The 21,920-nt window shown below is 72.1% G+C and carries 20 protein-coding genes; 8 read left to right on the top strand and 12 right to left on the bottom strand.

Going from position 1 to position 21,920, the window contains the following annotated elements:
• Positions 1 to 142: 142 nt before the first annotated feature.
• Together KALB_RS43305 and macS are read right to left on the bottom strand one after the other, a co-directional pair.
• The gene (locus KALB_RS43305) at positions 143 to 793 is read right to left on the bottom strand and encodes a response regulator (RefSeq protein ID WP_025361931.1); all 651 of its coding nucleotides are present in this window, start codon (positions 791 to 793) and stop codon (positions 143 to 145) included.
• Complete coding sequence (macS, locus tag KALB_RS43300) at positions 790 to 1,944, bottom strand: MacS family sensor histidine kinase (protein ID WP_025361930.1); 1,155 nt, start codon at positions 1,942 to 1,944, stop codon at positions 790 to 792. Before macS ends, KALB_RS43305 begins: the two co-directional genes overlap by 4 nt.
• A gap of 207 nt (positions 1,945 to 2,151) precedes the next feature.
• Here macS and KALB_RS43295 point away from each other — a divergent pair, with 207 nt between their 5' ends.
• Positions 2,152 to 3,324 carry a GGDEF domain-containing protein gene (locus KALB_RS43295; RefSeq protein WP_338033838.1) on the top strand — a complete coding sequence of 391 codons (1,173 nt, stop codon included), beginning with the start codon at positions 2,152 to 2,154 and terminating at the stop codon, positions 3,322 to 3,324.
• Between the two features lie 124 nt (positions 3,325 to 3,448).
• Here KALB_RS43295 and KALB_RS43290 read toward each other — a convergent pair whose 3' ends face one another.
• Positions 3,449 to 4,585 (bottom strand): AI-2E family transporter, encoded by a 1,137-nt coding sequence (locus KALB_RS43290; protein WP_025361928.1) that lies wholly within the window; start codon positions 4,583 to 4,585, stop codon positions 3,449 to 3,451.
• A gap of 191 nt (positions 4,586 to 4,776) precedes the next feature.
• Between KALB_RS43290 and KALB_RS43285 the strand changes: the two genes are divergently transcribed.
• Positions 4,777 to 5,691 (top strand): hypothetical protein, encoded by a 915-nt coding sequence (locus KALB_RS43285; RefSeq protein ID WP_148309884.1) that lies wholly within the window; start codon positions 4,777 to 4,779, stop codon positions 5,689 to 5,691.
• A 221-nt stretch (positions 5,692 to 5,912) separates the two neighbouring features.
• Complete coding sequence (locus tag KALB_RS43280) at positions 5,913 to 9,302, top strand: beta strand repeat-containing protein (RefSeq protein WP_025361926.1); 3,390 nt, start codon at positions 5,913 to 5,915, stop codon at positions 9,300 to 9,302.
• Between the two features lie 67 nt (positions 9,303 to 9,369).
• On the opposite strand, the gene KALB_RS43275 is transcribed toward KALB_RS43280, so the two are convergent.
• Together KALB_RS43275 and KALB_RS43270 are read right to left on the bottom strand one after the other, a co-directional pair.
• Complete coding sequence (locus tag KALB_RS43275) at positions 9,370 to 10,224, bottom strand: diguanylate cyclase domain-containing protein (RefSeq protein WP_025361925.1); 855 nt, start codon at positions 10,222 to 10,224, stop codon at positions 9,370 to 9,372.
• Positions 10,225 to 10,340: 116 nt separating this feature from the next.
• Positions 10,341 to 11,219, bottom strand: coding sequence for an exonuclease domain-containing protein (locus tag KALB_RS43270; protein ID WP_025361924.1), 879 nt, complete (start codon positions 11,217 to 11,219; stop codon positions 10,341 to 10,343).
• A gap of 26 nt (positions 11,220 to 11,245) precedes the next feature.
• Between KALB_RS43270 and KALB_RS43265 the strand changes: the two genes are divergently transcribed.
• On the top strand, positions 11,246 to 11,548 hold the full coding sequence (locus KALB_RS43265; protein WP_025361923.1) for a hypothetical protein: 303 nt from the start codon (positions 11,246 to 11,248) through the stop codon (positions 11,546 to 11,548).
• Here KALB_RS43265 and KALB_RS43260 read toward each other — a convergent pair.
• Positions 11,535 to 11,918 (bottom strand): DUF3224 domain-containing protein, encoded by a 384-nt coding sequence (locus KALB_RS43260; RefSeq protein WP_025361922.1) that lies wholly within the window; start codon positions 11,916 to 11,918, stop codon positions 11,535 to 11,537. The two genes, KALB_RS43265 and KALB_RS43260, sit on opposite strands and share 14 nt — an antisense overlap.
• 19 nt (positions 11,919 to 11,937) lie before the next feature.
• Positions 11,938 to 12,897 (bottom strand): GlxA family transcriptional regulator, encoded by a 960-nt coding sequence (locus KALB_RS43255; protein WP_025361921.1) that lies wholly within the window; start codon positions 12,895 to 12,897, stop codon positions 11,938 to 11,940.
• A 107-nt stretch (positions 12,898 to 13,004) separates the two neighbouring features.
• On the opposite strand from KALB_RS43255, the gene KALB_RS43250 reads away from it, so the two are divergent.
• Positions 13,005 to 13,691 (top strand): DJ-1/PfpI family protein, encoded by a 687-nt coding sequence (locus KALB_RS43250; RefSeq protein WP_025361920.1) that lies wholly within the window; start codon positions 13,005 to 13,007, stop codon positions 13,689 to 13,691.
• Here the strand turns inward: KALB_RS43250 and KALB_RS43245 are convergent.
• Positions 13,672 to 14,604 (bottom strand): quinone oxidoreductase family protein, encoded by a 933-nt coding sequence (locus KALB_RS43245; RefSeq protein ID WP_025361919.1) that lies wholly within the window; start codon positions 14,602 to 14,604, stop codon positions 13,672 to 13,674. The two genes, KALB_RS43250 and KALB_RS43245, sit on opposite strands and share 20 nt — an antisense overlap.
• 81 nt (positions 14,605 to 14,685) lie before the next feature.
• On the opposite strand from KALB_RS43245, the gene KALB_RS43240 reads away from it, so the two are divergent.
• Positions 14,686 to 15,300 (top strand): TetR/AcrR family transcriptional regulator C-terminal domain-containing protein, encoded by a 615-nt coding sequence (locus tag KALB_RS43240; RefSeq protein ID WP_025361918.1) that lies wholly within the window; start codon positions 14,686 to 14,688, stop codon positions 15,298 to 15,300.
• Here the strand turns inward: KALB_RS43240 and KALB_RS44740 are convergent.
• On the bottom strand, positions 15,278 to 16,219 hold the full coding sequence (locus KALB_RS44740) for a helix-turn-helix transcriptional regulator (RefSeq protein WP_051913052.1): 942 nt from the start codon (positions 16,217 to 16,219) through the stop codon (positions 15,278 to 15,280). The genes KALB_RS43240 and KALB_RS44740 overlap by 23 nt on opposite strands.
• 75 nt (positions 16,220 to 16,294) lie before the next feature.
• Here KALB_RS44740 and KALB_RS43230 point away from each other — a divergent pair, with 75 nt between their 5' ends.
• Entirely contained in the window at positions 16,295 to 17,719 is a 1,425-nt protein-coding gene (locus tag KALB_RS43230) for an amidase (protein ID WP_025361916.1), read from the top strand.
• Here KALB_RS43230 and KALB_RS43225 read toward each other — a convergent pair.
• The 3 genes from KALB_RS43225 to KALB_RS43215 all read right to left on the bottom strand — a co-directional run bounded on the left by KALB_RS43225 (position 17,699) and on the right by KALB_RS43215 (position 20,709).
• On the bottom strand, positions 17,699 to 18,943 hold the full coding sequence (locus KALB_RS43225) for an MFS transporter (RefSeq protein WP_025361915.1): 1,245 nt from the start codon (positions 18,941 to 18,943) through the stop codon (positions 17,699 to 17,701). The genes KALB_RS43230 and KALB_RS43225 overlap by 21 nt on opposite strands.
• A 14-nt stretch (positions 18,944 to 18,957) precedes the next feature.
• Entirely contained in the window at positions 18,958 to 19,830 is an 873-nt protein-coding gene (locus KALB_RS43220; protein ID WP_025361914.1) for an SDR family oxidoreductase, read from the bottom strand.
• A 96-nt stretch (positions 19,831 to 19,926) separates the two neighbouring features.
• Positions 19,927 to 20,709, bottom strand: a complete 783-nt coding sequence (locus tag KALB_RS43215; protein ID WP_025361913.1) for a GNAT family N-acetyltransferase — start codon at positions 20,707 to 20,709, stop codon at positions 19,927 to 19,929.
• A gap of 174 nt (positions 20,710 to 20,883) precedes the next feature.
• Here KALB_RS43215 and KALB_RS44735 point away from each other — a divergent pair, with 174 nt between their 5' ends.
• On the top strand, positions 20,884 to 21,897 hold the full coding sequence (locus tag KALB_RS44735; RefSeq protein WP_081789780.1) for a hypothetical protein: 1,014 nt from the start codon (positions 20,884 to 20,886) through the stop codon (positions 21,895 to 21,897).
• Positions 21,898 to 21,920 lie beyond the last annotated feature (23 nt).

The following is a 21,920-nucleotide window of genomic DNA, read 5'->3' as shown; positions in this document are numbered from 1 at the left end:
CACAGGGACAGGGCCTGCCGCAACCGGTGACAACGTTGTCAGGGGTCGACACCAGCCGAGCAGGGAATCGGCAGGGACTGTGGCGGCCCACCCACGGTATTGAGCCCCGGCCGAGCCCGGCAAGGACACAACCGGACAGGTCTCAGCCCTCGGCGTCCAGCCCGTGCTCGATGGCGTAGCGGGCCAGCTCGACCCGGTTGTGCAGCTGGAGCTTGCGCAGGGTGGACTGCACGTGGTTCTCCACCGTCCGGTGTGAGATCGTCAGCCGGGTGGCGATCTGCCGGGCCGTCATGCCCTTGGCCACCAGCCGCAGCACCTCGGTCTCCCGCTCGGTCAGCTCCGGGGCTGGCTCGCTCCCGGCCGGTGCCGCCGCCATGCGCCGGTACTCGCCGAGCACCAGCCCCGCCAGTCCCGGGGTGAACACGGCGTTGCCCGCCGCCGTCTCCCGCACCGCCGCCACCAGGTCCGCCGCGGAGGCCGACTTCACCAGGTAGCCCGAGGCCCCGGCCTTCACCGCCTCCAGCACGTCGTTGTGCTCCCCGCTGGCGGAGAGCACCAGCACCCTGGTGTCCGGCAGCGCCGCGGTGATGCCCTGCGTGGCGCTCACCCCGGACTGCTCGCCCAGGTTCAGGTCCATCAGCACCACCTCGGGCCGCACCGCCTTGGCGATGCGCACCGCCGACTCGGCGTCGGCCGCGGTGGCCACCACCTCGAACCCCCGCTCGGCCAGGTCCCGCGCCACGCCGTCCCGCCACATCGGGTGGTCGTCCACGACCATCACCGACACGCTCACTTCGTCCTCCCCACGGGAACGCGCAGCTCCCACTCCGTGCCCTCGCCGGGACCGGTCGTCAGGTCAACGGTGCCACCCAGGTCCACCACCCGTCCCCGGATCGACTGACTCACACCCAGATGGCCCTCGGCCTCGGCCGCGGCGAGCCTGCCCTCCGGGATGCCCCCGCCGTCGTCGCGGATGCTGAGCACCAGCTCCCCGCCGAGGTCCTCCAGCAGCACCCAGGCGCGGGCACCCTCCCCGGCATGTTTATCCACATTGGACAGAGCTTCGCGCACCGCGGCGTCCAGTTCGGTGGCCGTGCTCACCGGGACCAGCACCTGGGTCGGCGGCACCGAGATCTGCGTCCGCCCCGTGGTCAGCAACTGCAACCTGGGCCGCAGGTCGGTCTCCCCGTCCGGGGTCGTCGCCACCGGCCCGGTCGCGATCAGCGCCCGCAGCGCGATCTCCTGCTCCCCCGCCAGCACCGCGAGCTCCGCGGCCTCACCGCCCACCTCCAGCCCGCGCCTGCGCACCCTGGCCAGCACCTGCAGCACCCCGTCGTGGATGGACCTGGCCAGCCGTTCCCGCTCGGCCGCCGCAGCCTCCGCCCGCAGCGCCTGCCGCACCCGCTCCGCCGACCTCCTCGCCCCGTCCGCCGCGATGCCCACCACCAGGCCCGCGCCGATCAGCAGCACCGTGTCCTCGGCCAGGTAGACGTCGAAGTAGCCGCGCGGGAACAGGTTCGAGGCCGCGACCAGGCAGCCGAACACGATGCCCCAGGTGCGCCCGCCGTGCACGGCGCCCGCGACCACCGGCCCGCTGGACCACAGGGTGGTGATCAGCGGTGCCTGCAACCGCAACTGGTCGGCGCCCACGATCGGGATGGAGGAGAACATCAGGGCACAGCTGAGCACCAGATCGGTCACGACCAGCCAACCCCGGCGGCCGTCCTCACGGCCGTAGAAATAGGTCAGCACACCCGTCCACACCGTCATCACCCCGGCGACGAGCCAGGCGAGGCCGGGCATTTTGTAGTCGTTCTGGTGAAACCAGATGGTGTTCACCGCGAACACCAACGTGACAATCCGTAGTAGAACGGTGCCGCGCCAGAACGGTGTCGCCGGATCCTCCTGGCGAACTGTCCCCGGAACGGATGGGTGTTCTCTCACGGTGTGCTCCCTCCCGGGCCAATAGTGCCGTGACCGGGTGGTCTGGGCTAACCCCTGGGTGGGCGTCTTCTGCCCCGTGGTCCGATGTGTCAGGCTCAAGATGATCTGGTGGCGCGGTGTCGGACGCGATCCCCACCAGCAGTCGTTGCTTCCGGTACGTCCCCGCACGGGGAGGGTGAGTACTTGCGCGAGTGGCCGTTGTGGAGATTGCGGAAAACCGCACTGCTCTACTGGCTCGTCGTCGACGCAGCCGCGGTGGCGGTCGGCGCGTACGTGCTCGTCTCCACACCGAGGCCCAACGCCGAACAGGTCGTCCGGTTCTCGGTGATCGCGGGAACCGGTCTGGTCGTGATCGTCGGCACCGCGGTCGCCGCGCTGCTGTCCAAGGACAGTCAGCGCAATCCCTGGGCACTGCACATCAGCTACCTGTCGGCGGGCGTGCTCGCCCTACCGCCGAACCTGCTCGCGCTGCTGCTGCTCGGGCCCGCGCTGTACGGGGTGCTCGGGGTACGGCCCGACTCGCACCGCTGGCTGTTCACCATGGCCGCGACCACCCTGGCCACGTTCGCGGCGCGGGCCGTGCTCGGCTGGGAGCGGCCCAGCTGGAACCTCGGCATGTTGCTGCTCAGCGGGACGGTGCTGCTGCTGGCCCGCGCCCTGCTGGTGGCCTTCGGCCTCTGGCTGCGCGCGCCCTCCTCGGCCGCTGACGAGGTGCTCGGTGTGCCGATCGACGTGGTGCTGGGCATCGTCGCGTGCAGCATCGGCACGCTGATGGCCTTCGCCGTGGCGGTGGAGCCCGCGCGCGGCCTGCTCGCCGCGCCACCGATGTTCCTGTTGGAGCGGGCCGCGCAGTTGCCGCAGTGGCGCCGGTTCGCGCAGCGCGACGCCAAGACCGGGCTGGCCAACGCCGTGCACTGGGACCGGATGGCCCGCGAGGAACTGGCCAGGGCACGTCAGCGCAAGCAGTCCACCGCGATGCTGCTGCTGGACCTGGACCACTTCAAGCGGGTCAACGACGAAATCGGCCACCTCGCCGGTGACGCCGTGCTCGCCGCCGTCGCACTGGAACTGCGCGGCAACGTGCGCCGCGGCGACCTGGTCGGCCGCTTCGGCGGTGAGGAGTTCGTCGTGCTGCTGCCCGACACCTGCCCCGAGGTCGCCGAGTCCGTGGCCGAGCGGGTCCGCATGGCCATCGCCCAGTTGCGCGTGCCGACCACCGCCACCGACGGCTACGCCCACGAGCTGTCCGGGCTGACCGTCAGCATCGGCGTCTCCACTTCGGACCGGTTCGGCTACGACGTGGCCGACCTGCTGGTCGCCGCCGACTCGGCGCTGCTGTCCGCCAAGGGCTTCGGCCGCAACCTCGTCGCCATGGCCTGAGATTCCCCAGCTGACTGGTGCATCCCCCGCCACTCCCAGGGGGCGTCCCCGTCACCAGTCTACCGCCCCATCCCGACAGTTGATCTTGCTGAAGATCCACATGTGGATAACTCGGCGGTGGGCGCTACTGCTTTTCGCCCGGCTCCGTGTCCGTGGACCGGATCGGGTCCACCTCGGCGGGGTCCACGCCCTGGTCGTGCAGCAGCGAGCGGATGCCGGAGTTGAGCACGGCCAGCACCGGCACGGACATCAGCGCGCCCGCGATGCCGCCGAAGGTGAAACCGCTGGCGATGACCAGGATCACGGCGAGCGGGTGCAGCTTCACGGCGCGGCCAAGCAGCAGCGGCTGGAGGATGTGGCTCTCCAGTTGCATGACGGCCACCACGATGGCGAGCACGATCAGCGCCGACACGAAGCTCTTGGCCACGAGGGCGACGAGCACGGCGACGGTGCCCGCGATGACCGCGCCGATGATCGGGATGAACGCGCCGAGGAACACCAGTGCGGCCAGCGGCACGGCCAGCGGCACGCCCACGATGCCAAGGCCGATGCCGATGCCGACGGCGTCGACCACGGCCACGGCCGCGGTGGCGCGCACGTAGCGGACCAGTGAGGAGAAGCCGCGGCGGCCCGCCACGTCCACGCGGGGGCGCACGTCGGCGGGCACGACCCGGATCAGGAAGGACCAGATGCCCGCGCCGTCGTGCAGGAAGAAGATCAGTGTGAACAGCACGAGCAGCGCGCCGGTCACCAGCTCACCCAGCGTGGCGGCGGTGCTCAGCGCCCCGGTGGTGATGGTCAGCTGGTTGTCCTTGATCAGGCCGATCAGCTTCTCCGGCAGGTTCAGGAACTGGTCGTGCGACAGTTTCAGCGGGGGGCCCTCGAGCCAGGCCTGGATCGCGTTCACGCTGTCGGCCACCTTGGACTGCAACTCCGGCAGACCGGACACGAACGCGCTGATGACCCCGTAGAGCACGCCGACCACGATGACGACCCCGCCGACCACGACCACGGTGGTGGCCAGCCCGCGCGGCACCTTCCAGCGCACCAGCTGGCCGACCGCGGGCGCCAGCAGCGCGGCGAGCAGCAGGGCGACGGCCACCGGGATCACGACCACGCCCAGGTAGCCGATCACCCAGCCCAGCAACCAGATCGCCCCCGCGATCACGAGCACTCGCCAGCTCAGCGCGGCGCTCACGCGCAGCGCCTTCGGGACTAGGGGACTGACGTCCTCGGAGCGGTTCGGCCGCGCAGAAGTCACCCGATCAAGGTATCCGCTGTGACCCAGCAGCGCTCGGTTCACACTTTCCGGGGATGTTGGCCGCACGGGGCTGTGCACGGCCCGCCGAGCTGACAAGGTGATCGTTGTCGACGGAGCGTGGTCGCTCGATCACCTCGAATCTTGTCGGCGAAATCTCAGTCCAGTGGTGACCCCGAGAGGAACCCGTGCCGGTGGAACAGCGTGCGAATGTGGAGGGCGGCCGCGTGCGGCGCGTGCTCTCCCGTGCACTGCTGACCATCGGCGGTGCGGTCGGCATCACCGCCGCCGCGTGGGCCTTCTCCGCGGCCACCGCGTCCGCGGGCACCGTCCACCAGGACGACCTGCTGGCACTGCCCGACGTGAACACCGCGACCAGCCACTCGCCGGAAACCGCATCAGCGGACGACGGGGTGCACGAGATGGCGCGCGCGGTCGCCACGGCGGCCAAGCCTGCGGTCAAGTCCACCGACGAGGCCCTGCACGGACAGCACCAGGCGCTGGCGGCACCGGGGCAGTTGCCCGACGCCGCCGACGTGGAGCGGTTCACCAACCAGCTCAAGCAGGACTTCGACCGGGTCGGCCAGCACTTGGTCACCGGCGAGGCCGGAGAGCTGGTCGGCGACTCGGTCGACCTGGTGCAGCACGTGGTGCAGCTGCCCCTGGCCAAGCTTCCCGTGAAGGTGAAGCTGCCGATCCCCGTGATCAGCGGTGACCAGGTCGTTCCCGCACCCACCACCGGCCAGCAGGCCGTGCCCGCCGTGACCGGTGCTCCGGTCCAGCGCGTACTGCCGCAGGCCGTGCTCGGCGCCACCACTGGTGGTTTCTCCGCTGCGCACAAGCAGCACGGGCCGCACACGCTGCCCGCACGGAGCTCGGACCAGCCCGGCCCGAGGAACTCCGCACCCGTGCCCTCGGACCCGTCCTCGGTTCCCTCGGCACCGTGCTGTGCCGGTCACGGTGGTGCCGGTTCACCCGGTTCGCCCACCTCGACCGACCGGCTTTCGTTCGGTAACACCCTCGGCGCCGCTGCGATCCGTGCCATCAAGGCCATCTCGCAGTCGGTGTCCGTGATGCCCGGCAAGCAGCCCGGCATCACGCCTGACTGATTCCCGCGCGCGGCTGGCGGTAGCAGGACACTGTGTGTCCGCACCGTTTTCCGGTCCGTGCGCATTCTCCTGCGCCGTTCCAGCCGCGCTAGCGACCCGGGATGTACCCGTCCTCAGCCGAGGTGCATCCCACTTCCGAAAACGGTGGCCGTAGCCCCGGACTAACCCCCAAGTCCCGGCCACCTCGCTAGCTCCCGCAAGGGACAACCGAAGGAGATAAAATGCAGACGTGGGCGAAGCGTGGTTTCCAGGCCGCGCTCGTCACCGGTGGACTGCTGGTCATCGGTGCAGGCGTTGCCAACGCCTCCGAGGCCGGCACCTCGGTGAACCCGCTGGGTGTCCCCACCCCGAACTTGGCGGACGTCAACGTCAAGGTTCCGGTCCACATCGACCAGAACACCATCGGTACCGCGCTCGGTGGCGTCAGCACCCCGGCTGTCGACCAGACGATCAACACCCGCGACCTGACGAAGTCGCTGCAGGCGCACCCGCTGTCCTCGCAGAACAAGAACATCGCGGTGGACCCGGGGCAGAACATCAGCCGCGGCAACACGATCCCGGTCGACGTGTGCATCCCGATCGACATCTCGGGCAACGCCATCGCCGCCACCGGCAACGCCAGCTCGGTGAGCCACTCCACGATGGACTGCTCGGCCCAGTCGCCGACCGTCACCGACGGCCGCAAGGGCTCCATCGCGGGCAACGAGGTCGCCGTCGACCTGACCGCCCCGGTGCAGATCACCAACAACGCGATCGCCGCGCTTGGCAACGCCGAAGCCGAGGGCTCCTCGACTGTCGTCAGCCACGTCGGCACCACCCCGATCATCACCAGCGGTGAGAAGGGCACGCTCACCGGCAACGTGGTCAACGTCGCCGGGGCGATCCCGGTGCAGGCCGCGGTCAACGCCATCGCCGTGGGCGGCAACGCCGAGAGCAGGGGCTCGGCGCACGCCGACACCGCCGCGGGCAGCGTCATCCGCACCGATGGCAAGAGCTCCACCCTCGGCGGCAACGTCGTGGCGGTCCCGGTGGGCCTGCCCGTCGAGGCCAACGGCAACGGCATCGCCTTCGTGGGCAACGGGGACGCCGCCTCCAAGAGCGGCGCCGACGTGCTCGCCGGTGACAACACCGAGCTGGGCTGGATCCACACCAACGGCGACCCGGCCACCGGCGCGGGCAACATCGTCCAGGCCCCGATCGCCACCAAGGTGCTGCTCGCGGGCAACGCGATCGCCGGCGCGGGCAACACGATCGCCAAGGGCCTGACCGAGAACAACGTCGAGGCCGGCGGCACCTCGCACACCGACGGCACCAAGTCCACCATCTCCGGCAACCTGGTCGACCCCGAGGTCGCCCTGCCGGTCGAGGTGTTCGGCAACGGCGTCACCGCCATCGGCACCGCCGCGGGCAGCGACATCAACAAGGTCACGATGATGGCGGGTGGCGACACCTACACCGTCGGTGACAAGTCCACCCTGGGTGGCAACGACGCGGTGGCCCCGATCGCCGGTGCCGCCGACGTGTTCGGCAGCGGCGCCTCGCTGCTGGGCAACGCCTCGGGCACCGCCAGCAACGACTCCAAGGTCAACGACGGCGGCTACAACGGCACCCTGGGCAACGACGCGGTCGGCGGCGGCAACATCGCCTTCGTGCCGGTGGCTCTGCCCGCCGAGGTCTTCGGCGCCGGTGGCTCCCTTGGCGGCAACGCGGACGGCCTGGCCAAGGAGGTCAAGGACGTCGAGGCGGGCCACATCGCCAACACCAACGACGACCGCGGCACGGTCAGCAGCAACATCGCCGCCGTCCCGGTGTCGGCCCCGGTCCAGGTCTTCGGCGACGCCGTGGGCTGGGTCGCGAACGTGAGCGGCACCGCGAACTCCGACACCACCTCCACCGCGGGCAACGCCACGCACGCCAACGGTGCCAAGGGCAGCGCCTCGGGCAACATCGCCCAGGTGCCGGTGTCCCTGCCGACCCAGCTGTTCGGTGACACCGCCAACCTGGTGGGCAACGGCGACGCCATCGCCAAGGGCGTCACCACCTCCGTCGCCGGTGGCGGCGCGACGACCGACGGCCACGGCGGTGCCATCACCGGCAACGTCGCGGACGTGCCGGTGGCCGGTGCCATCCAGGGCACCGGGCTCTCGGCCGCCGCTGGTGCGGTGGACAACGCGCTGGCCAGCAACATGACCAGCTCCACCGCCGGTGGCGCCGACAAGACCACGGGCGAGTTCGGCTCGGTCGCGGGCAACCTCGCGCAGGTCCCGGCCGCTCCGGTCGTGCAGGTCTTCGGTGACGCCGTGTCCGCCGCGGGCATCGCGACCGCCAAGGACGACACCAAGGTGTGGGACACCGCGGGCAAGGACGCCGAGACCTCGGGCGTCGGTGGCGGCATCTCCGGCAACGTGGCCCGCGTGCCCGCCGCCGCGACCGCTGCCGTGTTCGGTGACTCGGTGACCGCGGGCGGCCTGGCCGCCTCCCTGACCAAGGGCTACATCGACCCGTCGGCCGGTGGCGACACCACCACCAGCGGTGCGCTGGGCTCGGTGTCCGGCAACGTGGCCAACGTGCCCGGCGCCGTGAACGCCGCGGTGAACGGCGACGCCGTGGGTGCCGCTGGCAACGCCGCCTCCGACGCGACCGCGTGGACCGGCAACTTCGCCGGTGGCGTGACCAAGACGGACGGCCACTTCAGCGCGGTGTCCGGCAACATCGCCCAGGTGCCCTACGTGGCCGACGCCCAGGTGCTGGCCGACTCCGTGGCCGCCGCCGGGCAGGCCGGGTCCAAGAGCGCGCTGACCCAGATCAGCACCGCCGGTGGCGACTCGGCCACCTCCGGGCTGGCCGGCTCGCTGGCCGGTGACGTGGTGTCCGTGCCCGCCGCGGTGAACGCCGAGGTCGTGCACGACGCCGTGGGTGGCGCTGGCAACGCGTTCCAGGCAGGCAACAACAAGACCGCCGACCTGGCCGGTGGGGACATCTTCACCAACGGCCTGAGCGGCTCCGGCGCCGGTGACATCGTGCAGGTGCCGGTGGCCGGTGTGGCGCAGGTCTTCGGCGACGCCGCCTCCGTGGTCGGCATCACCGGCACCGGTGGCACCAACCTGACCGACGTTGCCACCGCTGGTCGCCACGCGACCGCCGGTGCCTCGAACACGCTGTCCGGCGTGAACGGCAACGTGCCCGCGGGCGTCGTGGCGCAGATCGTCAACGTGCCGCTGCGCGTTCTGGGCCAGGCCGTGACCCACGAGAACAACCTGACCTCGGTCACCACCAGCAACGAGCACGCGCTGGTGGACCTGCCGGTCAGCGGCCAGGGCCTGATGGGCGCCCGCGAGCTGCCCAGCATGGGCGGGCTGTCCATCCTGGACCAGCTGGTGCACGTCGGTGAGCTGGCCAAGCTGCCGGGCGGTGCCCAGGAGCGCGACCTGCCGGGTGCCAACCTGCTGAACGGGATCAAGCTGCCGGGCGTGCCCGCCGCCGCCCCGAAGCAGGAGCGCGACCTGCCCTCGCTGTCCGGCGTGCTGCCGGGTGCCCCCGAGGGTGCCCAGCTGCTGCAGCTGCCCAAGACCGACGGCATCAAGGTCATCCCGCACGTGGCTGGCATGTGAGCTAGCTAGCTGAACGAACTGGGCCCGGGGAGCGATCCGCTCCCCGGGCCCAGCGGCATGTCCGGGATCAGCCGTTGCGCAGGCGGTTCTCCACGTAGCTGACCACGGCGTGCACCGGGGCCGACCCGTCGCTGGTCGCCCAGCAGACCCGCACCCTGGGGCGCAACCGCACCCGGCCAAGGCGCACCGCCCGCTCGGTCAGCTCCCGCACCCGCGCGGCGATCGGCTCCCCGGTGCCGTCCGGGTGCTCGGCCACCACGGCGAACTCGTCCCCGCCGTAGCGGGCGACCGTGTGGTCGGCGCGCAGGCCGGTGCGCAACCGGCCACCGAGCACGGTGAGCAGGTCGTCCCCGGTGTCGAAGCCGAACTCGGCGTTCACCTCGGCGAGCCGGTGCACGTCGACCAGCACCAGGCTGGTCAGCGAGCCGTTCGTGCGCGAGCGGGTCAGCGACTGGTCGAGCCGGTCCAGCAGCAGCGCGCGGCTGGGCAGACCGGTCAGCGGATCGAGCAGTCCCCTGCTGTGCGGCACGTCGGTGTGCACGGGTTGCAGCAGCACCAGCAGGCAGGGCCGCCCGCGGTGGCGGACCGGTTGGTAGTCCACCCACAGCCGGGCGTGCGGCAGGCCGTCGCGTAAGACCACCATCGGCACGGTCAGCCTGCCGGCGGCGCGTAACACCTGTGCGGTCATCTCGGCGCTGTGCGGAAGCGGTGCCCCGGAGTCGTCGCAGGCCACCCACCCGGCAGGTCTGCTGCCGTGCAGGAGGTCGTGGCGGCTGAGCCCGAGCAGGCTCCCGGCGAGGTCGTTCGCGGCGAGGACCCCGCCCTGTTCGTCCTGCAGCAGCACCCCGACCGGGAGTTCCGAGACCAACTCGTCCCAGATGGTCCCTGTCGTGGCAGGTGCCGCCGTGTCCACGGCACTCATCGTTCGCACCTTCCGCATCGGGGAGGCTTCGAGCGTTAGCCTGCTCCGCAGGTAGTACGCAGTTCAAGTGTCCGACCACACTCGTACCGGTGATCTTTGGTCACGATCCGGGCAGTTCAGGTCAACAGATCACCGAAAACGGCCTCGCTGACGATCGGCACCCCGTAGCGGCGGGCGGTGTTCGCCTTCACCGACATCGAGTCCGGGTCGGCGGCGACCAGCAGCCGGGTCTGCCTGGTGACGTACCCGGCGTTGACCCGCAGGCCGTGTGCCAGCGCGCGGTCCACCAGGTCCTGACGCGGGGCCTCGGTCTGCCCGGTGAACACCACCAGGTCGCCGACCCGCAGCGAGGGCAGGTCGGTGGGCGGGCTCCACTGCTCGGCCGCCCTGCGCCGACGCACCTGCTCGGCGAGTTCGGCGGGCAGCACTGGCCAGCGCCAGCCGCGCGCCGAGTCCAGCAGGTCCCGCCACGGCTCGGGCCTGCCCGCCATCCGCAGGTAGTGGCTGAGCAGGCCCGCCGCGGCATGGGCGTCGTACAGCGCGGAGTGGGCGTCGACGATGCGCACCCCCGCCGCGTCGCAGCTGGCCCGCAGCGAGCGGCCGGTGCGCTCCGGCAGGTACCGGCCGCCCAGCTCCATCGTGCACAGGCCGAGTTCGGCGGCCACCGGGACCGGCACGCCGAGCCGGTTGAACTCGGCGGCCAGGAAGCGCGCGTCGAAGGACAGGTTGTGCGCCACCACCACCCGGCCGGCCAGCTGCGCGGCGAGCGCGCCCGCGACCCGGTGGAAGGCGGGCGCCCGGCGCGCGTCGGCAGCGGTGATCCGGTGGATGTGCTGCGGGCCGAGGTCGCGACCGGGGTTGACCAGGGTGCACCACTCGGAGGTCACCTCGCCGGAGCGGTCCACCTGCACCACGGCCACCTCGATGACGCGATCCCGACCACTCGCCGCGAACCCCGTCGTCTCGACGTCCACGACCGCGTACCCATCCGACACGCCTCGACGTTACAAGCTGTGCGAGCATGGCCACCGTGAGGTGGCTTGAGGCGTCCACGCCGTGGCTGATCGGCATGATCATCGCTTGGGTCGCGGCCGGGGTCTTCGAGTTCCTGTTGGTGCGCAGGAAGACCAGGACCGACCTGGAGGCGAAGGGCTGCCCGTACTGCGGGGCGCCCTGGACCGGGCTGAAGATGTGCGCCCAGTGCAAGAACCTGCTGATCAAGGACGAGAACCACGTGGCGACCCGGGTGCTGTTCAGCGTGGGTGCGCTGGCGGCCTCGCCCGCGATCGGCATCCTCGTGGTGCACCTGGTCACGGGCAAGTGAGCGAGTAGGGCACCTCCTGCTGGCCCTCGGTCGCGTCGGCGACCAGCGTCCCGGTCCACCCGGTCAGGTCCCCGGTGGCGGAACCGGCGACCACCGCCATCTCGTCGTGGATCCCGTCGGGGCCGTAGTGGCCCCGGTGCGAGAGCACGAAGCTGCCCTGGCGGCCGTCGACCGTGCCGGTGACCTGTTCCAGGCCGATGAACGTGCCGGTGCCGTCCGGCCGGTAGTGCATCAGCAGGTTCGAGGTGCCGGTGCCGGTGATCGCCCCGGAGTAGACGAAGGTGACGGCGGCGTGGGCCACCGAGTGCCCGTCCTCGCTGCTGCTGGTCTTCTCGTCCCAGTTGGTGAACGTGTAGCTGTTCTCGCTCATGGGTACGACCCTGACAGGCTTACCTGACAGATCCTGTCAGGTTCCGGTACTGGGACGGCGAGATCCCGTAGCTGCCGACGAACGCCTGCCGCAGGGTCTCGGTGGAGCGGAACCCGCAGCGCCTGGCCACCGCGGCCAGCGGCAGGGTGGTGGACACCAGCAACTGCGCCGCGGCCTCGGTGCGGGTGGCCCGCACGTACTTCGCGGGCGGCATGCCCACCTGCTCCAGGAACAACCTGGTCAGGTGCCGCTCGCTGACGCCAGCGCGCTCGGCGAGCGCCGCCGTGCCCAGGTCCGCGTCCAGGTGCTGACCGATGTGCCCGACCAGGTTGCGCACCAGCCCGTCCTCGCGCGGCGGAGCGGACACGAACATGCTGACCTGCGCCTGGTTGCCGGGTCGTTGCAGGTAGGTCACCAGCATCCGCGCCACGCGGCGGGCCAGCTCCGCCCCGTGGTCGGCCTCCACCAGCGCCAGCGTCAGGTCCAGCGCGCTGGTCACGCCCGCCGCCGTGTAGACCTCGCCGTCCCGCACGTACAGCGGTTTCGGGTCCACCTCCACCGCCGGATACCGCTGCGCGAACAGCTCCGCGTAGATCCAGTGCGTGGTGGCCCGCCGCCCGTCCAACAGGCCCGCGGCGGCGAGCACCGTGGCCCCGCTGCACACCGAGGCCACCCGGCGGCTCTCCTTGGCCAGCCGCCGGACGTGCGCGAGCAGCCGGGGGTTCGCCGCAGCCGCGTCGTGCCCGGACCCGCCCGCGATCACCAGCGTGTCCAGCGGCCCGCGCACCCGTTCCAGCGCACCGTGTGCCGCCAGCACCAGGCCCGAGCAGCAGCGCACCGGCTTGCCGCCCATCGTCACGAACTCCACCGCGTAGCCCGGGTCGGCGCCGAGCCGGGTCGCCATGTCGAAGGAGTCGGTGACGCAGGCGATGTCCAGCAGCTCGGCCCCGTCGTACCCGAGCACCACGACTCTGCGCATGGCAGCCGACGGTAGCAGCGCCGTCCGGAAGACAGGGATACCAAGATTTCGGACACCGTGTGCGCGGGACGTTGCCGCCGGGTGCGGCGGCCCGGGAAGGTCGTGCCATGAAGGACATCGCGTTCGTGCTCTACCCCGGCTGCACCCCATTGGACCTGGTCGGACCGCTCCAGGTGCTCAACGCCCTCTCCCGGCTGGTGCCCGACCACCGCACGGTGGTGGTCGGCGAGTCGCTCGACCCGGTGTACACCGACCTGCCGCTACTGCTGGCGGCGAGCCACACCTACGAGCAGATCACCGACCCGTACGCGGTGGTCCTGCCGGGCGGCCTCCAGCCCACGCTGGAAGGGCTGGCCGACGAGCGGCTGCTGGCCAGGATCCGCGGGCTGGCCGAGGGCGCCGAGGTGATCGGCTCGGTGTGCACCGGCTCGCTGCTGCTGGCGGCGGCCGGTCTGCTGGCGGGTCGGCGGGCCACCACGCACTGGATGTTCCGCGACCTGCTGGCGAAGTACGGTGCCACGCCGGTGGCGCAGCGCTGGGTGGAGGACGGCCCCGTGATCACCGCGGCCGGGGTCGCCGCGGGCATCGACATGGCGCTGCACCTCGTGCAACGCCTGGCGGGCAAGGAGATCGCCGCCGAGGTCCAGCTGCTCATCGAGTACGACCCGCAGCCGCCGCTGGGCCCGATCGACTGGTCCACTGTGGACCTGGCGGCGCGCAAGCCCGTCAGCGACGCGATCCTCGCCCAGTCGCTGGCCGAGCACCCCGAGCTGCTCAGCAGGCTGTCGGGCTGAGCACCACCTTGCCCAGGTTCGCCCGGGACTCGATGATCCGGTGCGCCTGGGCGGCCTCGGCCAGCGGCAGCACCCCGTGCACCGCTGGCCGGAGCGCACCCCCGCGGACCAGGTCCCAGAGCCGCTCGCGGTTGGCCGCATAGACCTCGGGCCGGAGCCTGGCGAAGTGGGCCATGGCCAAACCGATCACCGAGATCGTGCGCATGCGCAGCTCGTTGACCTCCAGTGGGCCGCCGACCGCGTTGTAGGTCACCAGCCTGCCCAGTGGCCGCAGCGCCCGCAGCCCGTGCTGCAGCACCTCGCCGCCGACCCCGTCCAGCACCAGGTCCGCCGTGTCCCCGGCGATCTCCTGGTAGGTCAGCACCTCGTCGGCGCCGAGCCCGCGCAGGAACTCCGCCTTGCCCGCGCCGCCCACCGCGGCCAGCACCCGCTTGGCACCCAACGCCTTCGCGAGCTGCACCGCCACGTGGCCGACCCCACCCGCCGCGCCGGTGACCAGCACCTCGTCCCCGGCCCGCACCCCGCCCACGTGCAGGGCCGCGAACGCGACCTGGCCGCTGCGGACCAGGACCAGGGCGTCGGCCTCGGCGATGTCCTCGGGCACCGGCGTGGCGAAGGCCGCCGACACGGTCGCGAACTCGGCGTAGGCCCCGGCGAAGGCCAGGCCCACCACGCGCTGGCCGACCTGCCAGCCCTCGACTCCCGCGCCGATCGCCGCGACCCGGCCGACCACGTCCCCGCCCGGGGCGTGCGGCAGCTCCGGGCCGCCGTGGGTCAGCCGCACGGTCGGCAGCGTGACCCCCACCATGCCGACCTGCACCAGCAGCTCGCCCTGCCCCGGCTCCGGGCGCTCGACCTGCTCGGCGCGCAGCACCTCCGGGCCGCCGTACTGGTGAAAGCGAACGACGCGCATCCTGCCCCCTCCCGAACTTCAACGGTGTTGAAGTCTTGGTCATACTGGGTGCGGACGTCAACCCGAGTTCTGGAGGACCCGATGCGGCTGACGCGGGAACAGGTGCTCGCGGGCGCGCTCGACCTGCTCGACGAGGCGGGCATCGAGAACCTGACGATGCGCAGGCTGGCGCTGGCCCTCGGCGTGCAGAACGGCGCCACCTACTGGCACTTCCGCAGCAAGCAGGCGCTGCTGGAGGCGATGGCCGACGCCCTGCTGCACGGGGTGACCACCGGCCTGGACCCGGAACTGTCCTGGGACCGCAGGCTCGCCGAGTTGGCCGCCCGGCTGCGCCGCGCCCTGCTGTCCCGGCGCGACGGGGCCCGGCTGTTCTCCGGCTCCTTCTTCCCGCTGCCCAACGCCCTTGCCTACGGCGAGGCGATGATCGGCACCCTGCGCGCGGCCGGGTTCGCCGACCGGGACGCGGTGTGGGCCGTGGACACGATCACCCACTACGTGGTCGGCCACACCACCGAGGAGCAGATCGCCGACGACTCCGGCCCGGACCGGCTGATCGCCGCGATCGACCCAGGGCTGCACCCGAACCTGCACGCCACGGTCGGCCACATCCCGGGGCCGCACCCGGAGCAGCACTTCGAGCACGGACTGGAACTGGTCATCGCCGGGCTGCGGGTCAACTCGCCAGACCGGACATGAGTTCCTCCCTGCTGGACACCCCGGTCTTGCGGTAGATCGCCTTGAGGTGGTCGTTCACGGTGTGCGGGGACAGCTCCAGCCGACGCGCGATGTGCTTGGCGGGCAAGCCTTCCAGCACCTGGCGCACCACCTGCTGCTCGCGGGCGGTCAGGCCGAACCACGCGGAGACCGCGGGCAGCAACGCCACGCTGGACGCGGGCTGCACCGTCACCACCACCTCGCCGGGATCCGCCCCACCGGTCAGCTGGGCCTCCAGCGACAGCCAGCCCTCGGCGGTCGGGATCCGGCTGATCGCCGAGCCGTCCTCGGAACGCCTTGCCAGGCAGGCGATGTTCCACAGGTTGGCCACCAGCTCCTCGTCCGTGCGGCTCTCGTCCTGAGCCATCGCGCGCAGCATCTGCCGTCCAGCGGGGGTCACCGCCGTGGGCCGGTCCGACCCGTCCAGGACGACCACGCCCGGCGGCAGCTCGCACCGCGCCGAACGAAGTGGTTGGGCGGCAACAAAAGCACGCAGCTGCTCGGCCAGCGCCGGGATCAGCCGGACAGCGGACTGGCCCTCCGCCACGGAGAACGGCCTGCCGCCGACCTCGCGCAGCAGCACCAGCTCGCCCCAGCCCAGGCTGATGCGCAGCGCGCACTGGAAGCCTTCAGCCGCCATGAGTTCGCGCGTGTGCCGGGTGTAGGCGGGCCCCGGGGTGCGTGGCCCGAACCGGGCGATCGGGGCAGGTCGCACGCCGAGGTTGCCGTGCTGCTCGACCTCCAGTTGGTAGCGGGTCGGCAGCAGGAACTCGTGACCGCCAGCCATGAAGCAGCCCGCCCCACTGACCGGGTCCTGCCCCACCACGATGTAGCTCTCGTGCGGGATCACCCCGCCGATCCGTTCGGCGAGCTCGGCACCGAACTGCCCGACGCTGCTCACCCGCCCAGTATCGCCCCGGCCCACCCCCCAGATCTCGGGATTTCGCCCGCGGGCCGTCAGCCCGACAGTGAACTGGTGGAACCGCACGAGTACGCCAGCCGCGACGCCATCGGCCTCCGCGAGCTGATCCGCGCGGGCGAGGTCAGCCCGGCCGAGGTCGAGCGCACCGCACGCCACGCGCTGGACCTGGCCAACAAGCAGGTGAACGGGCTGGCGCTGCCCCTGTTCTCCCCCGCGCTCGAGCACAGCGCCGACGGCCCCTTCACCGGGGTGCCGTTCCTGATCAAGGACAGCGGGCCGGTCGCCGAGGGCGTGCCCTTCGCCATGGGCAGCCGCGGCGTGCGCCGGGCACTGGCCAGGCACGACAGCGACCTGATGACCAGGGTGCGCGCGGCGGGGCTGGTCACCCTCGGCCTGACCACCGCGCCCGAACTGGGCATCAGCTTCGCCACCGAGCCGGTCAAGCACGGCCCCACCCGCAACCCCTGGCACCTCGACCACGGGGTCGGCGGGTCCAGTGGTGGCGCCGCCGCACTGGTCGCCGCCGGGGCCGTGCCGGTGGCGCACGGCAACGACAGCGCGGGCTCGGTGCGCGTGCCCGCCTCCTGCTGCGGGCTGGTCGGGCTCAAGCCCAGCCGCGGTCGCACACCCTGCGGCCCCGACCTGGGCGAGCCGGTGTTCGGCCTGTCCTACGAGTTCGCGCTGACCCGCACGGTGCGCGACGCCGCACACTTCCTGGACGCCATCCACGGGCCCGGCGTCGGCGACAAGTACACCGCCCCGCCGCCGGTCCGGCCCTACGCCGAGGAGCTGTCCGCCGACCTGGCCCCGCTGCGGGTCGCGCTCAGCACCGAGGCGTGGTCCGGGGTGGCCGTGGACCCCGAGGTCGCCGCGGCGGCGGTCGCGGCGGGCGAACTGCTGGCCGACCTGGGGCACGTGGTCAGCCAGGGCAGCCCCGCGCTGGACTGGGAGGACGTGATCACCAGCATGGTCCCGGCCGAGATGGCGTTCCTGGCCAGCACGTTCCGCCAGGCCCCGCGCCCGCCGGACCCCAACGAGATGGAGGCCGTGTCCCGGCGCCTGTTCGAGGAGGTCGCCGACCTCACCGTGTACGACCTGATGGACGCCTTCCACGCGCAGAACCGGGTGAGCCGGTCGGTCGGCGCCTTCTTCACCGGCCACGACCTGCTGGTGACGCCCACGCTCGGCCAACTGCCCGCCCCGCACGGCACGCTGCGCCAGGACGAGCCGGGCCAGACCGTGACCGGCTGGATCCGCTCGATCTTCGACTACGGGCCGTTCACCGCGGTGTTCAACATCGCCGGGCAGCCCGCGATCAGCCTGCCGCTGGGCCAGAGCCGGGACGGGCTGCCGATCGGCGTGCAGTTCGTCGCCGCCTACGGCCGGGAGGACCTGCTGTTCCGGATCGCCGCCCAGCTGGAGCAGGCCGCGCCCTGGCGGGACCGGGTGCCGCCGCACTCAGTGCGCGGGCTCGCGTGAGGCCCGGTACCGGGTGAACGCGGGCAGCGCCAAGCCGATCAGCGCCGACCCGAGCACGGTGGCCAGGCCGCCGCTGACCACGCTGAAGCCGGAGGAGGTCAGCGAGCCCACCGCGCCCGCCCGGAAGTTGCCCAGCTGCGGGCAGACCCCGCCCACCACGTACTCGGCGGCGCTGATCCGCCCCCGGTACCCGTCCGGGGTGCTGACCTGCACCATCGTCGAGCGGAACACCACCGAGAGCACGTCCGCCGCCCCGGCCAGCCCCAGCAGGGTCAGCGCGAGCCACAGGTCGTGGGCGAGCCCGAACCCGGCCAGCGCGAGACCCCACACCGACCCGGCTACCAGCATGCCAAGGCCGTGCCGGGACACGCGGCGCACCGGCCCGGACAGCACGGTGCCCAGCACACCGCCCGCCGCCACCGCCGCCGTCAACAGGCCCAGGGTCTGCGCCGAACCGCCGAACCGCTCCGCGTTGATCGCCGGGAACACCGCGATCGGGATGCCCAGCACCATGGCGTTCATGTCGGAAAGGAACGCCCCGGTGAGGACCTTGCTCCGGCGGATGAACCGCAGCCCGTCGCCCACCGAGCGCAGCGAGGCACGGGTGGCACCGCCCTCGGGCGGCATGGGCGGCAACCGGAACACCCCGTACAGCGCGGCCGCGAAGCTCACCGCGTCGAGCAGGTAGCAGAGCTTCAGGCCCCAGGCCGCGGTCACCAGCCCGGCGAGCGTGGGCCCCACCGTCACGCTCAGGTGGAAGGTGAACATGGACAGCACGATCCCGGCGGGCAACCGCTCCGGGGACAACAGCCTCGGCACGAACGTGCTGCGCGCCGGGGAGTTCACAGTGTTCAGCACGGACTGGACCGCGACCAGGGTGTACAGCGGCCACAGCTGGTTCAGCCCGGCGAAGGCCTGCACGGCCAGCAGCGCGGAGACCACCGCCATGGCGCTGTTGGTGACCAGCACCAGCTTGCGCCGGTCCACGGCGTCCGCGATCGCACCGCCGAGCAGGCCGAACACGATGCCGGGCAGGGCGGTCGCCAACCCCACCGCGCCGACCGCCAGTGAGGAACCGGTGAGCATGAAGACCTGCAACGAGACCGCGAACGTGGTCATCACGCCACCGGTCGAGGACAGCGCCGAACCCAGCCAGAGCCTGCGGAACGCCGGGGACTCCCGCAACGGGCGGAGGTCCATGAACAGGGTGGGGCCAGCGGTCACCGGCCCACTGTGCCCTACCCCTGACCGGTGATGTGCCGATAACTGTCAGGATTGCGCACGAGGTACTCGCGCAGCGACTGCGGCTCGTGCCCGGCGATGCGGGACACCGTGCTGCTCACCTGACCCACCTCGCCGGTGGCGATGGCCTCGTAGGAGGTCACCCACCCCGCCACCTCCCAGTCCGGCGCGTTGTACCGGGCCCGTGAGGCGTACGCCTGCTCCCGGCTCTCCTGCTCGTAGGTCACGACCCGCCCGGTGAACCGGCTCAGCTCCTCGGCCGCCTCGCCCAGCGTGATCGCCTCCGGCCCGGTCACCTCGTAGGTCGCCCCGTCGTGCCCCTCGCCCAGCAGCACGGCCGCCGCCACGTCCGCGATGTCGTCGTGCGCCACCGCGGCCACCCGCCCGGTGCCCGCCGGGCCCCGGATCACCCCGTCCGCGCCCGTCATCGCGGGCAGCGCCGCCAGGTAGAAGCTGTCCCGCAGGAACGTGAACCGCAGCCCGCTCGCCCGCAGGTGCTGCTCGGTGTGCCAGTGGTCCCTGGCGAAGGTGAAGGTCGCCTCCGGGGCGGCACCCTGGAACGAGATGTACACGATCCGCTCCACCCCGGCCGCCACCGCGGCGTCCACGGCGGTGATGTGCTCGCGCACCCGGTCGGCGGCCTCGTGCGCCGACACCAGCAGCGCGGTGCCCGCCCCCTCGAAGGCCCGGCGCATCGCCTCCCCGTCCCCGTAGGCGGCGGGCGGTGCCTGCACGGCGTCGGTCAGCTCCGGCAGCCGCGACGGATCCCGGCCGATGAGCCGCTGCGCCACCCCGGCCTCCGCCAGCCGCCGCGCGACCCGCCCGCCGATCTGCCCGCTCGCCCCCGTGACGGCGATCGCTGAGCCCATGTCCTGACCTCCCAGGTCCCTCGGTCCCCCACCCGACCGTAGCCGGGGGTCCGGACATGTGCTCTGCCGAGGTTCGCACCTACCGTGTGGACACCGTCACGGGGTCCACACGTACGGCGTGGTCGTGGTGATCGCCGTGAACCCCAGGCGTTGCAGGATCGGCCTGCTGTCCTCGGACGCGTCCACCTGCAGGTAGCGCACCCCGCGGGCCGCCGCCAGCCGCGCCCGCGCCGCGATCAGCGCCCGGTAGATGCCGCGGCCCCGCCACCGCTCCAGCGTGGAACCGCCCCACAACCCGGCGAAGTCCGTGCCCGGCACGAACTCCAGCCGTGCGGCCGACACGAACCGGCCCGCCGCCTCGGCCGCCACCACCACCGTGTTGCCGCCACGCACCTCGGCGATCAGCTGCGCCCCCAGCCAGCTCCGGTCCTGCTGCCACACCTCGGAAGCCAGCTCCGCGATCCGGTGCATGTCCGCGTCCGCGCTGACCTCGCGCACCGTGATCTCGTTGGACAGCAACGGATCCGTACCCGCCAGCTCCCCGGCGGAGCCCACCAGCACCGTCTCCTGGTCCTCGGCGGCGAACCCCGCGGCCACCAGCCGCTCCGGCAGTTCCTCGGGCAGGTCGTGCCCGCGCGTCTTCCACTCCACGCCCTCCGCGCGCGCCGCGAAGAACTCCCGCTGCCGCACGATCAACTCGTCCAGCGCGGCACCGCGCACCCCGAGATCGCGCGGACTGCTGATGAAGCCCTGGTGCTGCCCCACCACGCGCACGACCGGTCCGTCCGGCTCGGCGTGTACCCCGGGCGGCAGGTTCACCCGCTCCGCGGGGCGCAGTTGCTCGTCGTAGGCGGACAGCAGTGTCGGCAGGTCAGGCATCCGGGCAAGCTAACCGGTCGGAGCCTGCCGCCGGTACGCATTTTCGCCGCTGGGGCGAGAGTTGAGCACCCGTCACGTGTTCGTGGAATCACCACCGGAGGAGACCTCGTCCTTGGCAGAATCGCACTGTGCCGCCAGCGCGGCGGGGCACGATCACAAGGGGGAGCTGTGGGAATGCGATTCGGTCGGACTCTGGTCCTCGGTATGGCCCTCGCCGCCTCAACCGGCCTGGCTGCCGCGCCACCGGCCTCGGCCGACGTGCCGGTGACCCAGCTCAGCCCGCTGCCCGGCGACACCGGCGGTACCGCGAGCTGGATCAACGACCACGGCGTTGCCGTCGGCAGCTCCTACGGCAACCGGTCCCACGCGGTGCGGTGGAGCGCTGACGGCACGGTCGCGCCCCTCGCCGCGTGGTCGGGCGACACCGACAGCTCCGCCAACGGCATCAACGCCAGCGGGGTGGTCGTCGGCGATTCCTCCGGCGGCCAGCAGGGGCGGCACGCCGTGCGGTGGGGTGCCGACGGCACCGTCACCGATCTCGGGGCGCTCCCCGATGGCGGAACCGCCTCGGCCGAGGCGGTCAACGACAGCGGTGTGGCCGTTGGCTACTCGTACACCTCGGGGTTCGACCAGCACGCCGTGCGGTGGGGCGTCGACGGCACCGCCACCGACCTGGGCACGCTGCCCGGTGACAGCGCGAGCTACGCCTGGGGCATCAACGCCGACGGGGTGGTCGTCGGATCTTCCAGTGGCCCCAACGGGATCCGCCCTGTGCGATGGAGCGCCGACGGGGTCATCGCCCAGCTGGGCTCCGCCAACGGGGCCGCACTCGGGATCAGCAAGGACGGCGTGATCGCCGGCTACACCAAGCGGCAGGGCGTGCTCGACGCGACGCAGTGGGGCCTCGACGGCTCGGCCACGATCCTCAAGGCAGCCCCCGGACACACCAGCGGCACGGCGCGGATCAGCGCAGGCGGGACCGTGTTCGGCGCCTCGGGCACCAGCGACGGCGGTGTGCGGTGGCACGCGGCCACCTGGGCACCGAACGCGGCCGCAACGCTCCTGGGAGACCTGCCCGGCGGCGACACCAGTGTCGCCAGGTCGGTCAACGCCGCCGGGGTGACCGTCGGCTGGGCGGTCAAGAACGGGACCACGTTCCCGGTCCGCTGGGCGTCGAGTCGCAGCTGAACCTGGCGGGCGGGCGGCCAACC

Origin of the sequence: Kutzneria viridogrisea DSM 43870, from assembly GCF_000525635.1 — a bacterium.
In the GTDB taxonomy this organism is placed as follows: domain Bacteria; phylum Actinomycetota; class Actinomycetes; order Mycobacteriales; family Pseudonocardiaceae; genus Kutzneria; species Kutzneria viridogrisea.
The sequence above is the reverse complement of the archived record's forward strand: the minus strand, read 5'-3'. Positions and strand labels throughout refer to the sequence as shown.

Bases quoted from the DNA above. Each gene is read 5' to 3' on its own strand.
- KALB_RS43280 (WP_025361926.1), top strand. From the start codon at position 5,913: ATGCAGACGTGGGCGAAGCGTGGTTTCCAGGCCGCGCTCGTCACCGGT.
- KALB_RS43275 (WP_025361925.1), bottom strand. From the start codon at position 10,224: ATGAGTGCCGTGGACACGGCGGCACCTGCCACGACAGGGACCATCTGG.
- KALB_RS43265 (WP_025361923.1), top strand. From the start codon at position 11,246: ATGGCCACCGTGAGGTGGCTTGAGGCGTCCACGCCGTGGCTGATCGGC.
- KALB_RS43260 (WP_025361922.1), bottom strand. From the start codon at position 11,918: ATGAGCGAGAACAGCTACACGTTCACCAACTGGGACGAGAAGACCAGC.
- KALB_RS43255 (WP_025361921.1), bottom strand. From the start codon at position 12,897: ATGCGCAGAGTCGTGGTGCTCGGGTACGACGGGGCCGAGCTGCTGGAC.
- KALB_RS43250 (WP_025361920.1), top strand. From the start codon at position 13,005: ATGAAGGACATCGCGTTCGTGCTCTACCCCGGCTGCACCCCATTGGAC.
- KALB_RS43245 (WP_025361919.1), bottom strand. From the start codon at position 14,604: ATGCGCGTCGTTCGCTTTCACCAGTACGGCGGCCCGGAGGTGCTGCGC.
- KALB_RS43240 (WP_025361918.1), top strand. From the start codon at position 14,686: ATGCGGCTGACGCGGGAACAGGTGCTCGCGGGCGCGCTCGACCTGCTC.
- KALB_RS43220 (WP_025361914.1), bottom strand. From the start codon at position 19,830: ATGGGCTCAGCGATCGCCGTCACGGGGGCGAGCGGGCAGATCGGCGGG.
- KALB_RS43215 (WP_025361913.1), bottom strand. From the start codon at position 20,709: ATGCCTGACCTGCCGACACTGCTGTCCGCCTACGACGAGCAACTGCGC.
- KALB_RS44735 (WP_081789780.1), top strand. From the start codon at position 20,884: ATGCGATTCGGTCGGACTCTGGTCCTCGGTATGGCCCTCGCCGCCTCA.